This is a genomic window from Pantoea sp. GM01 (assembly GCF_000282675.1).
In the GTDB taxonomy this organism is placed as follows: domain Bacteria; phylum Pseudomonadota; class Gammaproteobacteria; order Enterobacterales; family Enterobacteriaceae; genus Pantoea; species Pantoea nemavictus.
In genome coordinates this window covers 1-14059 of sequence record NZ_AKIU01000086.1, presented here as the reverse complement: position 1 = coordinate 14059, position 14059 = coordinate 1, and the positions used below count along the sequence as shown (strand labels likewise).

11 protein-coding genes and 1 pseudogene are annotated in these 14059 nt (G+C 55.0%); 10 read left to right on the top strand and 2 right to left on the bottom strand.

The window, feature by feature from the left end; translation table 11 throughout:
• The first annotated feature begins 1 nt into the window (after position 1).
• From arnC to arnF, 6 genes are read left to right on the top strand one after another with little or no spacing between them, the layout of a single operon-like run.
• Complete coding sequence (gene arnC, locus PMI17_RS22025) at positions 2-988, top strand: undecaprenyl-phosphate 4-deoxy-4-formamido-L-arabinose transferase (RefSeq protein ID WP_007892988.1); 987 nt, start codon at positions 2-4, stop codon at positions 986-988.
• Entirely contained in the window at positions 985-2964 is a 1980-nt protein-coding gene (gene arnA / locus PMI17_RS22020; protein WP_007892987.1) for a bifunctional UDP-4-amino-4-deoxy-L-arabinose formyltransferase/UDP-glucuronic acid oxidase ArnA, read from the top strand. Before arnC ends, arnA begins: the two co-directional genes overlap by 4 nt.
• Positions 2961-3845, top strand: coding sequence for a 4-deoxy-4-formamido-L-arabinose-phosphoundecaprenol deformylase (arnD, locus tag PMI17_RS22015; RefSeq protein WP_007892986.1), 885 nt, complete (start codon positions 2961-2963; stop codon positions 3843-3845). Before arnA ends, arnD begins: the two co-directional genes overlap by 4 nt.
• A 19-nt stretch (positions 3846-3864) precedes the next feature.
• Positions 3865-5526 carry a lipid IV(A) 4-amino-4-deoxy-L-arabinosyltransferase gene (gene arnT / locus PMI17_RS22010; protein WP_007892985.1) on the top strand — a complete coding sequence of 554 codons (1662 nt, stop codon included), beginning with the start codon at positions 3865-3867 and terminating at the stop codon, positions 5524-5526.
• On the top strand, positions 5523-5855 hold the full coding sequence (arnE, locus tag PMI17_RS22005; protein ID WP_007892984.1) for a 4-amino-4-deoxy-L-arabinose-phosphoundecaprenol flippase subunit ArnE: 333 nt from the start codon (positions 5523-5525) through the stop codon (positions 5853-5855). The genes arnT and arnE overlap by 4 nt, the downstream gene beginning before the upstream one ends.
• A complete protein-coding gene (gene arnF, locus PMI17_RS22000; RefSeq protein WP_007892983.1) occupies positions 5852-6217 on the top strand; it encodes a 4-amino-4-deoxy-L-arabinose-phosphoundecaprenol flippase subunit ArnF in 366 nt (121 codons plus the stop codon). The genes arnE and arnF overlap by 4 nt, the downstream gene beginning before the upstream one ends.
• A 24-nt stretch (positions 6218-6241) precedes the next feature.
• Here arnF and PMI17_RS21995 read toward each other — a convergent pair whose 3' ends face one another.
• The gene (locus tag PMI17_RS21995; protein WP_007892982.1) at positions 6242-7399 is read right to left on the bottom strand and encodes an alpha-hydroxy acid oxidase; all 1158 of its coding nucleotides are present in this window, start codon (positions 7397-7399) and stop codon (positions 6242-6244) included.
• 157 nt (positions 7400-7556) lie between these two features.
• Positions 7557-8899, bottom strand: a pseudogene (locus tag PMI17_RS21990) (MFS transporter).
• A gap of 266 nt (positions 8900-9165) precedes the next feature.
• Between PMI17_RS21990 and PMI17_RS21985 the strand changes: the two are divergent.
• The 4 genes from PMI17_RS21985 to PMI17_RS21970 all read left to right on the top strand — a co-directional run.
• A complete protein-coding gene (locus tag PMI17_RS21985) occupies positions 9166-10395 on the top strand; it encodes an autotransporter outer membrane beta-barrel domain-containing protein (protein WP_081496542.1) in 1230 nt (409 codons plus the stop codon).
• 319 nt (positions 10396-10714) lie between these two features.
• Positions 10715-12151 carry a sugar porter family MFS transporter gene (locus PMI17_RS21980; protein ID WP_007892976.1) on the top strand — a complete coding sequence of 479 codons (1437 nt, stop codon included), beginning with the start codon at positions 10715-10717 and terminating at the stop codon, positions 12149-12151.
• Positions 12152-12283: 132 nt separating this feature from the next.
• A complete protein-coding gene (locus tag PMI17_RS21975; RefSeq protein WP_007892974.1) occupies positions 12284-13105 on the top strand; it encodes a TIM barrel protein in 822 nt (273 codons plus the stop codon).
• 21 nt (positions 13106-13126) lie between these two features.
• Positions 13127-14059, top strand: a 933-nt coding sequence (locus PMI17_RS21970; RefSeq protein ID WP_007892972.1) for a Gfo/Idh/MocA family protein, incomplete at its 3' end; no start/stop codon positions are given.

The window sequence follows — 14059 nt, the reverse complement described above, 5'->3', positions numbered from 1 at the left end:
CATGCTGGAAGAGAAAGCGATTCGTAAAGTATCCGTGGTGATCCCAGTCTTTAACGAGCAGGAGAGCCTGCCGGAACTGCTGCGTCGCACCGACGCGGCCTGCGCGGGATTGGGGCTCGATTATGAAATCCTGCTGGTAGATGACGGCAGCAGCGATCGCTCCGGCGAGATGATCGCCGATGCGGCGGATATGCCCGGCAGCCACGTGGTCGGCGTGTTGCTAAATCGTAATTACGGTCAACACTCGGCGATTATGGCCGGTTTCAGCAACGTCAGTGGCGATGTGATCATTACGCTGGATGCCGATCTGCAAAACCCGCCGGAGGAGATCCCGCATCTGGTGCATGCCGCGCTGCAGGGTTATGACGTGGTCGGCACGGTGCGGCAGAACCGTCAGGATAGCTGGTTCCGTCGCCGTGCATCGCGCACCATCAACCAGCTTATTCAGCGCGTCACCGGCAAAGCGATGGGCGATTACGGCTGCATGCTGCGCGCCTATCGCCGCCATATTGTTGATGCGATGCTGAACTGCCATGAGCGCAGCACCTTTATCCCGATCCTCGCCAACACCTTCGCGCGACGCACCATTGAGTTGCCCGTTGCGCACGCTGAGCGTGAGTTTGGTGATTCCAAATACAGCTTTATGCGGCTGATCAACCTGATGTACGACCTGGTGACCTGCCTGACCACCACGCCACTGCGTTTGTTAAGCATCGTTGGCAGCTTAATCGCCTTAACCGGTTTCGCCTTCTCGCTAGTGTTGATCGTGCTGCGCCTGTTCCTCGGCGCCGCCTGGTCTGGCGACGGCGTATTCCTGCTGTTCGCCGTGCTGTTCATTTTTGTCGGCGCGCAGTTTATCGGTATGGGCTTACTCGGTGAATACATTGGACGTATTTACAACGATGTTCGCGCGCGTCCGCGCTACTTCATTCAACGTGTTATTCACCCACAGCAAGACACCGCCTCAGTACAGGAAATTAAGCAATGAAAACAATCGTCTTCGCCTACGCCGAAATGGGCTGCACTGGCATTACTGCGTTGTTGAACGCGGGTTATGAAATCAGCGCTATCTTCACTCACGCTGACACCTCGCCAGAGAGCCACGCTTTTCCTTCGGTGGCGCGGCTGGCTGCGGAACATGGCATTGCGGTGTATGCGCCGGAAGATGCGGATCACCCGCTGTGGGTCGATCGCATCAAATCGATGACGCCGGATTTCATCTTCTCCTTCTATTATCGCAAGCTGCTGAGCGACAACATTCTCAATTGCGCCCGCGTGGGGGCGTTTAATCTGCACGGCTCGCTGTTGCCAAAATATCGTGGGCGTGCGCCGCTCAACTGGGTGCTGGTGAACGGTGAAAAAGAAACCGGTGTTACGCTTCATCGCATGGTGAAACGTGCTGATGCGGGCGACATCGTGGCGCAACAGCACGTCGCCATCGACGAACAGGACAATGCGTTAACCTTGCATCGCAAACTGGTGGCCTGCGCCACGCAGTTGCTGGAGAGCGCACTGCCCGCGTTGCAATACGGCGATATCGTGACAACGCCGCAGGATCACAGTCAGGCGACGATGGTGGGACGCCGTACGCCGGATGATGGGCGCATCAAGTGGGAGCAGTCGGCTCAATCTATTAATAATCTGGTGCGTGCGGTAACCGATCCCTGGCCCGGCGCGTTCGCGTTCGCCGGTACGGTGAAATTTGTGGTGTGGAAAGGGCGCGTGCACAGCACGGAGCAGCACGCCAAACCCGGCACCGTGCTATCCGTCGAACCCTTCATTATTGCCTGTGGTGAAGGGGCGCTGGAAGTGGTCACCGGTCAAAGTGACAACGGTGTGTATATGAATGGCAGCCAGCTGGCACAGAGCCTCGGCATGGTGAAGGGCGCGTTGCTCTATTCCCAGCCGGTGGCTGCAGTGAAACGCCGCACGCGTGTGCTGATCCTCGGCGTGAATGGCTTTATCGGTAACCATTTGACCGAACGTTTGCTGCAGGATGATAACTTCGACGTTTACGGTTTAGATATTGGTTCTGATGCCATCAGCCGCTTCCTTGAGCAGCCGCGCTTCCACTTTGTTGAAGGCGACATCAGTATTCATTCGGAGTGGATTGAGTATCACATCAAGAAGTGTGATGTGGTGCTGCCACTGGTGGCGATTGCGACACCGATTGAGTACACCCGTAATCCGCTGCGCGTATTCGAACTCGATTTTGAAGAGAACCTTAAAATCATTCGTGACTGCGTGAAGTATAAAAAGCGCATTATTTTCCCTTCAACGTCCGAAGTGTACGGCATGTGCACCGATCAGCATTTCGATGAGGATCACTCCAACCTGGTGGTGGGGCCGATCAATAAACAGCGCTGGATCTACTCGGTCTCCAAGCAACTGCTGGATCGGGTGATTTGGGCCTACGGCGAAAAAGAGGGATTACGCTTCACGCTGTTCCGTCCGTTTAACTGGATGGGACCGCGTCTGGATAACCTTAACGCCGCGCGTATCGGCAGCTCCCGCGCCATTACCCAGTTGATTCTCAATCTGGTGGAAGGTTCGCCGATCAAGCTAATCGATGGTGGCGCGCAAAAACGCTGTTTTACCGATATCAGCGATGGCATTGAAGCGCTGTTCCGCATCATCGAAAACCAGCACAACAATTGCGATGGCCAAATCGTGAATATCGGTAACCCGGAAAATGAAGCCAGCATCAAAGAGTTGGCTGAGCGATTGCTGGCCAGCTTTGAGCGTCATCCACTGCGCAGCAACTTCCCGCCGTTTGCCGGCTTCCGCGAAGTGGAAAGCAGCAGCTATTACGGCAAGGGTTATCAGGACGTGGAACACCGCAAGCCGTCAATCAAGAATGCGCGCCGCCTGATCGACTGGACGCCGACGGTCGAAATGGACACCACCATCGATAACACGCTGGACTTCTTCCTGCGCACCGTTGAGCTGCAGGAGAAGCCATGAAGAGAGTCGGTTTACGCGTTGATGTGGATACCTGGCGCGGCACCCAACTTGGCGTGCCGGCTCTGCTGGAGCAATTCAGTCTGCATCAGCTACAGGCCAGTTTTTTCTTCAGCGTAGGACCTGACAACATGGGACGCCACTTGTGGCGTCTGATGAAACCGCGCTTCTTGTGGAAAATGCTGCGTTCCCGCGCAGCATCGCTCTACGGCTGGGATATTTTGCTGGCCGGCACCGCCTGGCCGGGACGTGAAATTGGTCGCGGCCTGGAGGAGATTATCAGCGCCACTGCCGACCACCATGAAGTGGGGTTGCACGCCTGGGATCACTTTGCCTGGCAAACCTGGGCGGGTGTCTGGCCAGCAGATAAGCTGGAAGAGCAGATAGCCCGTGGTAAACAGGCGCTGGAGGCGATAATTAGTGACAATGTCACCTGCTCTGCGGTGGCGGGCTGGCGGGCAGATGGCCGCGTGGTAGACGCTAAACAGCGCTTTGGTTTTCGTTATAACAGCGACTGCCGCGGCAGCGGACCCTTCTTGCCCATGCTCAGTGATGGCAGCACGGGCACGGTACAGATTCCAGTGACGTTACCCACATGGGATGAAGTGGTCGGCCAGTCAGTTAGCGCCGAAGGATTTAATGACTACATCCTTGAGCAAATTCATGCCGCGAGCGGCTCACCGGTTTACACCATTCATGCCGAAGTGGAAGGCATTGTTGGCCTTGAGGCGTTCGGCGATCTGCTACGACGTGCGGCGCAGCAGGAGATCTGTTTTTGTCCGCTGAGCGCGCTGTTACCCGATGATCTCACTACGCTGCCACAGGGCTCCATCGTGCGCGGACATATTCCCGGACGCGAAGGCTGGCTAGGCTGCCAACGTTAATTTTCAACAGGACTCACGGATGCGAACAGGCACCAAAACTGCGCTGCTCTTGGCACTCTTTGCGCTGTATTACCTGATCCCGATACAATTCCGCGCCTTATGGCAGCCGGATGAAACTCGCTATGCCGAAATCAGCCGCGAAATGTTGTTCAGCGGTAATTGGGTGGTACCGCACTTCTTTGATTTACGCTATTTCGAGAAGCCGATTGCCGGTTATTGGTTGAATAATCTCGGCCAACTGCTGTTCGGACACAGTAACTTTGGCGTACGCGCCGGCGCGATTTTTAGCACCACGTTAAGTGCGCTACTGATCTACTGGCTGGGTATGCAGATGTTTGCCCGTCGCCAAATCGCACTGAGCGGCAGCGTTATTTTCCTGACATCGCTATTAGTTTACGGCGTGGGAACTTATGCGGTGCTTGACCCGATCCTGCTGCTGTGGCTGGTAGCGGCGATGTGCAGTTTTTGGCTGGCCGCCCAGGCGCAGAACACGCAGCAGCGCTTATGGGGTTATGTGCTGCTCGGCGCCGCCTGCGCCATGGGTTTCATGACCAAAGGTTTTCTCGCGCTGGCGGTGCCGGTGCTGGCAATTCTCCCCTGGGCCATTTGGCAGCGTCGTTTTACTGAGCTGTTACGCTGGGGGCCGCTGACTATCGTGGTTGCCGCGCTGCTCAGCTCGCCGTGGGCGCTGGCAATCAATCAGCAAGAAGGCGATTTCTGGCACTACTTCTTCTGGGTTGAGCATATTCAGCGTTTCGCCGAGGCGGATGCGCAGCACAAGGCACCATTCTGGTACTACCTTCCGGTGCTGCTGGCGGGATGTCTGCCGTGGCTGGCGCTGCTGCCAGGATCGCTGATGGGGGCGTGGCGCCAGCGCAGTCAGCATGCCGGAACGGTGTATCTGCTGAGCTGGGTGCTGCTGCCACTGCTGTTTTTCAGTATCGCCAGGGGCAAACTGCCAACCTATATTCTGCCGTGCTTCGCCCCGCTGGCGCTGTTAATGGCGCACTATGCGCACAGCGGATCGGCGCAGGTGATGAAAGCGCTCAGACTGAATGGGTGGATTAACCTGCTGTTCGGCGCGCTTACCACACTGGTGTTATTGGTGGTGCTGGCGCCCTGGGGCGTGGCACATCGGCCGGTTTACAGCAGCGATGAAGTTAACGGGGTGATCTGTGCGGCGCTCATCTTTATCGCATGGGGCGTGATGGGCTGGCTGAGCCGCAAACCGCAGCAGGGCCGCTGGCAGTTAGCCGCGCTCTGTCCGCTGGCGCTGGCGCTGCTGGTTGGTTTTGCTATCCCACACAAGGTGCGCGACTCAAAACAGCCGCAGAGCTTTGTCAGTGCGGTGCACGACCAACTGGCATCCAGCCGTTATCTGCTGGCAAATAATCCTGGCGTGGCATCGGCGGTTGCGTGGGAGCTGCAGCGCAGCGATATCAATTTCTATGATGCGAAAGGTGAGTTGCAATATGGCCTGAGCTATCCGGATGCGCAGTCGCATTATATTGATGCAGATGACTTTGCCGACTGGCTACGCGTGCATCGTCGTCAGGGGCGGGTTTCGTTGGTGTTGATGATGAGTTCGAGTGACAGCACGCCGGACAAAAACTTACCGCAACCCGATGACGTCTATCGTCAGGGGCGGCTGGTTTATTACGGCTACGATGCGAAACCATGAATCTACTGCTGATTTTATTAGTAAGCGTGCTGAGTTGCGCCGCCCAGCTTTGCCAAAAGCAGGCGGCACATTTGGGCCAGCAACGCGGTAAAAAACGCCTGCTGATGTGGATCGCCCTGAGCATACTGCTACTCGGCGCGGCAATGTTGTTGTGGTTGATGGTGCTGCGCGTTGTGCCGGTCAGCGTTGCTTATCCGATGCTGAGCCTTAATTTTGTGTTAGTGGCTGTAGCCGCGCGGCTGATATGGCGGGAAACCTATAGCGTGCAGCAGTGGATCGGTACCCTGGCGATTGTCGCCGGCGTGGCGCTAATGGGAAGTCATCTATGAAAGGGCTGACGCTGGCGCTGTGCAGCGTGTTACTGGTGTCGTTGGCGCAGTTGGTTCTGCGCCTGGCGATGCTCGATCTCCCGCCGTTTAGGGAGATATTGCAGATGCATCACCTGAAACCGCTGCTGTTACTCGCCATCGGCCTCGGCGCCTATGCGCTGTCGATGCTGTGCTGGATGCTGGCGCTGCGTCATCTGCCGCTGAATCGACTCTATCCATTACTGAGCTTGAGCTATGTGCTGGTTTGGCTGGCCGCGATTTCATTACCGACATTCGGTGAAAACTTCCGCTGGAGCAGCTTTGCGGGCGTAATGCTGATCGTGCTGGGGTTGCTGCTGGTGTCGTCACCGAAACGAAGCTAAGCCCATTTCATAGTGGGGTAGGATTCAGCCCGTAACCCGCAGATGCTTTTCCCCTAAATCCGCCAACGCAGCCGCGCCCAGCATGCCTAAATCGCGACTGATCTCGCTGGTAATCAAGTCAATCGCCAGGTTTACCCCCGCCGCGCCGCCCACGGCGCAGGCATAATTAAAGGGCCGTCCAACAAAGCAGGCTTGCGCGCCCAGCGCGATGGCTTTTATCGCATCGGTACCGCGCCGAATGCCGCTATCAAACAACACCGTCATATCCCCGACGGCCTCAACAATCTCCGGCAAAACGTAGAGTGGCGGAATCACGGTATCGAGCTGGCGCCCGCCATGATTGGAGACCACAATCCCATCGATGCCGATAGCTTTACAGCGCAGCGCATCGGTACGACTGAGAATACCTTTGATCACCATGGCACCCGGCCAGCGGGCGCGAATGTGTTCAATATGCTGCCAGGTTAAATGGCTTCGGCCGCTGAAATCCCGCACCGCGTTTTTCGAAAAAAGCGGTGCGCCACGCTGCGCGCTATTGTTCTCGAAATAGGGCATGCCGCTTTTTAACACCGTCTTTAGCAAGGTGCCGGTTAACCAGCGTGGATGCGTGATGCCTTCCCACGCCAGCCGCAGGCTGGGACGGAACGGTGTAGCGAAACCGGCGCGCACGTTATTTTCGCGGTTGGCTTTGACGGGCGTATCCACGGTGATGACCAGCACCGGAATGTCTGCGCGTTTTACCCGATCGATCAGGGCATCAATCTCTTCCAGCGTTTTCGGTAGATAGGCCTGAAACCACATGTTGGGATTGACCTGCGCCACATCTTCCAGCCGCGTAAGCGAGGAGCCACTCATAATAAACGGCACATTTTTCTCCTTTGCGCAGCGTGCCAGCGTAATGTCCCCATCAAAACCGGTTAAGGCAGAAATGCCCATCGGCGCTATACCCACCGGTGCGGCGTAGCGATGGCCAAATAGATCAACGTGGATGTTGCGCTGCGACACATCCACCATATTTTCCGGAATCAGGCTGTAACGTGCGTAGGATGCGAGCGTATTGCGCAGCGCAATATTGTCTTCGACGCCGCCCGAAACATAGGCGAAGAGCGGATGCGGCAAATGACGTTGGGCGTACTTTTCGAAGTCATTCAGGGAAAGACAACGCGACAGCATATTGCGCATGGAGATAGCGATCCGATTAGGCGAGAGGTACAGGAAAATGTTGAAAATAAAGGATATTGCATCGGCGAACTTTTACAAATCCCTAAACCGGCAATGCTTCTGCGAAAAATGCATAAACAAAAATTGCAGAGCGGCAAGTCGCCGCTCTGTCAGGATATCAATGCTGTTGCCACTGATGATATTCGCCGTTGCGGCGACCTGGCGCAGTTTCGGGCAACCGCAGTAAACCAATGACCGAAATAACCCCCAACACCGCGACATACAGCGCTAAACCATACCAATGCCCCTCGGTCATTTGCAGAATTTTAACCGCCACTAATCCCAGCACGCCGCTGCCAATTAATGAACCGACTTGCCAGATCACTGCGATGCCGCTGCAGCGAATGTGAGTGGGGAAGAGCTCCGGGAACCAGGATGCTTGCGGCGCGTAACACATGCTGTGGCCCAGCGTCAGCGCGATGATCATGGCGATCTGCGTCAACCAATAGCTGTTTTGCTGCAGGGCGAGGAAGAACGGCACAATGGCGATGACGATCAGCAGCGCACCCATCATATACACCGGCTTACGGCCAATTCTGTCTGACAGTGCGCCCATCAGTGGAATGGCAAAGACTTCAAGAATGACCGCCACAATCATGCTGTTCATCAGAATGCCGGAATCCAGGTTATTGGCTTTGCCCCATGCCAGAATAATCACGGTAAACAAAGCAAACGCACAGGCTTCAATCAGTTTGGCCGCCACGCCATTGATCACCAAACGCGGATTGCCACGAATCACCTCTTTTAAAGGACGCGACTCCGCGGCTTTGGTTTCCCGGATGGCGGCAAATACCGGTGACTCATCAATGCGCAGGCGGATGAACAAACCGACAATGACCAGCAACGCACTCAACAGAAACGGCACGCGCCAGCCCCAATCCATCATTTGGTCCGACGACAGCGTCGCGTTGAGGATCGCGAAGAGCGCCAGCGGCAGTAGAAAACCAACCGGAGCGCCAATTTGCACCCAGCTGGCGAAGAAGCCGCGACGGGCGGGCTGCGCATACTCCGCCGTCATCAATAGGCACCAGCTTGTTCACCCCCCACGCCAAAGCCCTGCAACAGACGAATCAAAATCAGCAGCACCGGCGCCCAGATACCGATCTTTTCGTAGGTCGGCAGTAAGCCGATGCAAAACGTTCCGAGTCCGACAATCAGAATGGTCGCGACCAGCGCTTTTTTCCGTCCTACTTTATCGCCGATATGGCCAAAAACGATGCCGCCAATCGGGCGAGCGAGAAACCCGACCGCATAGGTGGCAAACGCGGCAAGGGTGCTGATGAGTGGATCGTGGCTCGGAAAGAAAAGGTGGCCGAAAAACAGCACGGCCGCCGTGCCGTAAGCAAAGAAATCATAGTATTCGGCTGCAGTACCAATTGCGGATGCACTGGCGACGCGATTAATCAGTGAAGTGTTATCTTTCTCGGTGACTGGCGTTTGCGTAATGGTTGTCGATGCCATGGGGTAAATCCCTGCGCTATAAATGCTCTACTACCATACAAGGGTGTTTGCCAGGATGTTGCGAATATGATCACAGATCGTAAGAGACAAAATGAGGTGCGAAAGTGATTGCGGATAGATGTCGTTGCGGCCTAATGCAGCGTGTGTTTTCAAAACCCTGTTATTTGAGACTTCTAATTAATATCGACTACACAGCGCCTCGAAATGTGCATTATTAATTATGCATACAACTATATATAGCAACCTGAAAATGAACCAGCGACACCCTGCGCGTGAACGGCAATACCCGTGGCACCACTTTGCTTGATGTCACGCCAGTGGCAGGCAGTGCGGCAATCCTCTCGCCGGACCAAGGCATCTCACTGGCGCAGGTGAGCGGCACGGCCAGCGCCAGTAGTTTTGCGCTGAGCAACGGTTATGTGGCAAGCGGTCCGTGGCAATATGGGCTGTACGGAACACAAAACGCGGCCGCATGGAATTATCGCCTGGCAAACAATTTTATTACGGATGCGGCAGGTAGCGTGGTGCGGCCGCAGGTGACGCCGCAGATGCCCGCGTATATCTCTGCGCCGGTCGGATTGGCATATTACAACATGGCGGTCATGGACGATCTGCATAAGCGTCTTGGCGAGCTGCGTTCAGATAGAAGTGACGCCAGCGGTGAGATGTTTATCCGTTATCTCGGTTCAAACCTGAAGTACAAAACTAATCGCGATGTTAGCCAATACGGCTATGACTTTGACCTTGATTACAGCGCGGTTCAGCTCGGCGGCAATCTGCTGCATCTGCAGGGCGCCAACGACAGCTTGCGAGCGGGTGTGGCTTACACGCGCGGTAATGCGCGTATCCGCCCCGATGCAGTCGATGGCTACAGCTCGACCAGCTTTGATAACGACACCTTGTCGCTGTATGCCACCTGGCTGCGCGACAGCGGTTTGTATCTTGATGGCGCGCTGTCGTTTGACTGGCATCGCGGCGACACCGACATTGCCCGGCAAAAAGAGGTCGGCAAGCTTAAAGGTAATGGATGGGGCGCCTCGCTGGAAAGCGGTTATCCATGGCAGTTTGCCAACGGCATCCGCCTCGAGCCGCAGGCGCAGCTGATGTATTTGCAGCTGAACATGGATGATGTGGTCGATCGCGATAACACCCGCGTGAGCTGGGGCAATTACGATCAAACCATTGGCCGCGTGGGTGCGCGTCTCGATCGCACCTGGCAGGATCAGGCCGATCAGCAATATACGCCCTATTTGCGTACCAGCTATACGCGCGGTTGGGGCGGATCGGCGACCACACGCGCCGGTGCCAGAGGTGCGCCAGACAGCGTGAGCTTTAACAGCGGCAAGTTCGGTCAGATGTGGGATATTGGCCTTGGCGGCACGGCAACGCTGAAAAGTGATGTATCGCTGTATGCGGAAGCGGATTACCGCCAGGAGATTGACGGTAATGGTGCCAAAGGCTGGCGTTATAATGCGGGAGTACGCTGGATGTTTTAAATTAAAGCGTTTTGTTTCCAGGTGCGCATAAATGCGCACCTTACGAAGCCAATCCGTGCATTCCATGATAACCGCGCTGTTGTTCTGTTGGGTCGCCATTCATGGCGACCTTTTTATTTATTGCCAATCCAAAACCCGCTCAAATAACCATCTTCCCACCTGATGTAATTCCATCAAAATAAAAATCGCAAAATGCTTGAACTCACATTTCGGAAATTATATTTCAAGTAAAAATTAACATGAAATATAAATATCGATAGCGTAAAGGTTCTGTTTTGTTCTGCCGTATTTCCTTAAGCATTTTTTACCAGGAGGTATTATGGAAAGAGAACTTTATATATCGACCAACACGGCATCAGGCCCAAATAGCATCACGCGAACTGAACCTTTTGTTAAAATTATTGCGCTGGTCGCGACGCTGGGTGGGTTACTGTTTGGCTACGATACCGGCGTAGTATCGGGCGCTTTACTGTTTATGCGTGACGATCTACAGCTCACGCCTTTTACCACCGGATTAGTCACCAGTTCACTGCTATTTGGCGCCGCCTTTGGTGCACTGCTTGCTGGCCATTTTGCTGATGCATGGGGCCGCCGCAAGATCATCATCTCTCTGGCCTTTATCTTCGCGCTTGGCGCTATCGGTTCGGCCTTCGCACCCGATGTCATCTCAATGATCGCTTCACGCCTGTTTCTCGGTATCGCCGTCGGCGGCGCAGCGGCTACGGTGCCGGTGTATATCGCAGAGATCGCACCGGCAAACAAACGTGGCCAGCTGGTGACCTTACAGGAGCTGATGATCGTCTCGGGCCAGCTGTTGGCTTACGTTTCCAACGCCACCTTTAATGAAATCTGGGGCGGCGAACACACCTGGCGCTGGATGATTGCCATTTCCACCGTGCCAGCGGTACTGCTGTGGTTTGGCATGATCTTCATGCCGGAAAGCCCGCGCTGGCATGTGATGCGCGGTAATAGCACAGAGGCACGTAAAGTACTGGAGAAAACGCGCGCGGCCGATGATGTCGATTGGGAGCTGGAGGAGATTGAAGAGACCCTCGAAGAGAACCGGCAGCAGGGTAAAGGCCGCCTGCGCGATCTGCGCACGCCGTGGCTGCGAAAAGTGTTCCTGCTGGGGATTGGTATTGCCGCGATCCAGCAACTCACCGGCGTCAATACCATCATGTATTACGCACCGACCATGCTCACGGCAACCGGTCTAAGCAACGATGCAGCGCTGTTTGCCACTATCGCCAACGGCGTGATTTCTGTCGTGATGACGCTGGTGGGTATCTGGCTGATCGGCAAAATTGGCCGTCGCCCGCTGGTACTGGTCGGTCAGATGGGCTGCACCGCTTGCCTGTTCTTCATCGCTGCCGTGTGCTTCTTCATGCCGGAATATCATCAGGCGGGTGAGGTCAATCTGCTGCGTGCTTATCTGGTGTTAGCGGGCATGTTGATGTTCCTGTGCTTCCAGCAGGGTGCGCTGTCGCCGGTCACCTGGCTGCTGCTGTCGGAGATTTTCCCCGCGCGCATGCGTGGTATCTGCATGGGCGGCGCAGTGTTTGCACTGTGGATGGCTAACTTTGCCATATCGATGGCGTTCCCGCTGCTGCTGGCGGCATTTGGTCTGGCGGGTGCGTTCTTAACCTTTGCCGTGATTGGAATTGGCGGTTCAATGTTCGTGCTGCGCACGATTCCGGAAACTAAGGGACGCAGCCTGGAGCAGGTCGAGCACTATTTCCATGAGTTGTATAAATGATGTTGCGCTGATGTAAATCCATCAACGTTCTGGCAGAGCAGCATAAAAAGATAGCTTACTATCGCTAGGTGTCGTCGCGTCACAACAAAACAGAAATTAAAACAACATCATTATTTCAGGATAGAACACACCATGACCTACAAAATAAGCCATGACCGACTGTGCGTTAATCGTAAAATTGCCCCTAACCTCAGTATTGATCGTTTTTTCTCGCTGGTTGAACAGCTGGGTTTAAATAAAGTTGAAATCCGCAATGATATGAAAAGTGGCCGCGTGACCGATAATTTATCCGCTGAGGAAGTGCGTGATCTCGCGACTCAACATGCTTTCACCATCGAAACGATTAATGCAGTTTATCCGTTTAATCAATTAACCGATGAGGTACTGGAAAAAACGCGCGGCTTATTAAAAGATGCGCAAGCAACCGGTGCTAAAGCATTGGTACTTTGTCCATTGAATGATGGCACCGCTATTTCCCAGCAGCAAACCATAGACGCGTTGAAAACCCTTGCGCCGCTGTTTGCCGAATATGGCATTGCGGGTCTGGTCGAGCCGCTCGGTTTCCCACAAAGCTCACTGCGTTCTGCCGCGCTGGCACAACAGTTGATTAAGCAAGCTGGTGCACCGTTCAAAATCGTACTGGATACCTTTCATCACCACTTGTATGAAGGCGCTGAGCAGGATTTCGCTGGTGGTATTGAGGTGAGCAACATCGGGCTGGTGCACTTGTCGGGTGTGGCCGACACGCGTCCAACGCATCAGCTTACCGACGAAGAGCGCATCATGCTGAGCGCTGATGACTTGCTGAAATCAAAACAGCAGGTGCAGCGTCTGGAAGAGAGGGGTTATCGCGGTATTTATGCCTTTGAACCTTTTTCTTCGGTGATGGAGGCATGGAGCGAAGAAGAGATTGCTCAGCAAATTAAATCCAGCATTGCTTACCTGAACGACTAACATCCCCCTAAGGAACACTCCATGACGCTCAATATTGGTGTAATTGGCACGGGCGCGATCGGCCGCGAACACATTCGTCGTTGTAGCCAGGTGCTGCAGCATTCACGCGTGGTGGCGCTGAATGACATCAACCGCGCTAACTGCGAACAGATCATCAAGGATCTGGCCATTCAGGCCGAGATCTACGACAACGCACACGACCTGATTAACGCGCCCGAGGTGCAGGCAATTCTGGTTACCTCGTGGGGGCCGACGCATGAAGAGTTCGTGCTCGCGGCGATCAACGCGGGTAAAGCGGTGTTCTGTGAAAAACCCCTGGCGGTCACCGCGCAAGGTTGCATGAACATTGTTGAAGCCGAAATGGCAGCCGGTAAGCAGTTGGTGCAGGTTGGCTTTATGCGACCGTACGACAGCGGCTATCGCGCGCTGAAAGCGGTAATTGACAGTGGCGAGATTGGCGAACCGTTGATGCTGCACTGCGCGCACCGTAATCCCGAGGTGGGCGATTTATACACTACCGACATGGCGATCACCGATACGCTGATTCATGAGCTCGATGTGCTGCGCTGGTTGCTAAAAGACGATTATGTCAGCGCGCAGGTGATCTATCCACGCACAACCCGTAAAGCCTCTGCGCATCTGAAAGATCCACAAATCGTGTTGCTGGAAACCGCCAAAGGTGTGCGCATCGACGTTGAAATCTTCGTCAACTGTGCTTACGGCTACGATATCCAGTGTGAAGTGGTGGGCGAAAGCGGTATTGCGCGGCTTCCTGAGCCGATGTCCGTGCAAACACGCAGCGCAGCGAAGCTCTCTACCCGCATTCTCACCGACTGGAAAAAGCGTTTCATCGATGCCTATGACGTGGAGTTGCAGGACTTCATTAACAACGTGTTGTCCGGTGAGATGACCGGTCCTTCGGCGTGGGACGGTTACGCTGCGGCGGGCGCCGCC

Bases quoted from the DNA above. Each gene is read 5' to 3' on its own strand.
- arnF (WP_007892983.1), top strand. From the start codon at position 5,852: ATGAAAGGGCTGACGCTGGCGCTGTGCAGCGTGTTACTGGTGTCGTTG.
- arnE (WP_007892984.1), top strand. From the start codon at position 5,523: ATGAATCTACTGCTGATTTTATTAGTAAGCGTGCTGAGTTGCGCCGCC.
- PMI17_RS21995 (WP_007892982.1), bottom strand. From the start codon at position 7,399: ATGCGCAATATGCTGTCGCGTTGTCTTTCCCTGAATGACTTCGAAAAG.
- PMI17_RS21975 (WP_007892974.1), top strand. From the start codon at position 12,284: ATGACCTACAAAATAAGCCATGACCGACTGTGCGTTAATCGTAAAATT.
- arnT (WP_007892985.1), top strand. From the start codon at position 3,865: ATGCGAACAGGCACCAAAACTGCGCTGCTCTTGGCACTCTTTGCGCTG.
- arnC (WP_007892988.1), top strand. From the start codon at position 2: ATGCTGGAAGAGAAAGCGATTCGTAAAGTATCCGTGGTGATCCCAGTC.
- arnA (WP_007892987.1), top strand. From the start codon at position 985: ATGAAAACAATCGTCTTCGCCTACGCCGAAATGGGCTGCACTGGCATT.
- arnD (WP_007892986.1), top strand. From the start codon at position 2,961: ATGAAGAGAGTCGGTTTACGCGTTGATGTGGATACCTGGCGCGGCACC.
- PMI17_RS21980 (WP_007892976.1), top strand. From the start codon at position 10,715: ATGGAAAGAGAACTTTATATATCGACCAACACGGCATCAGGCCCAAAT.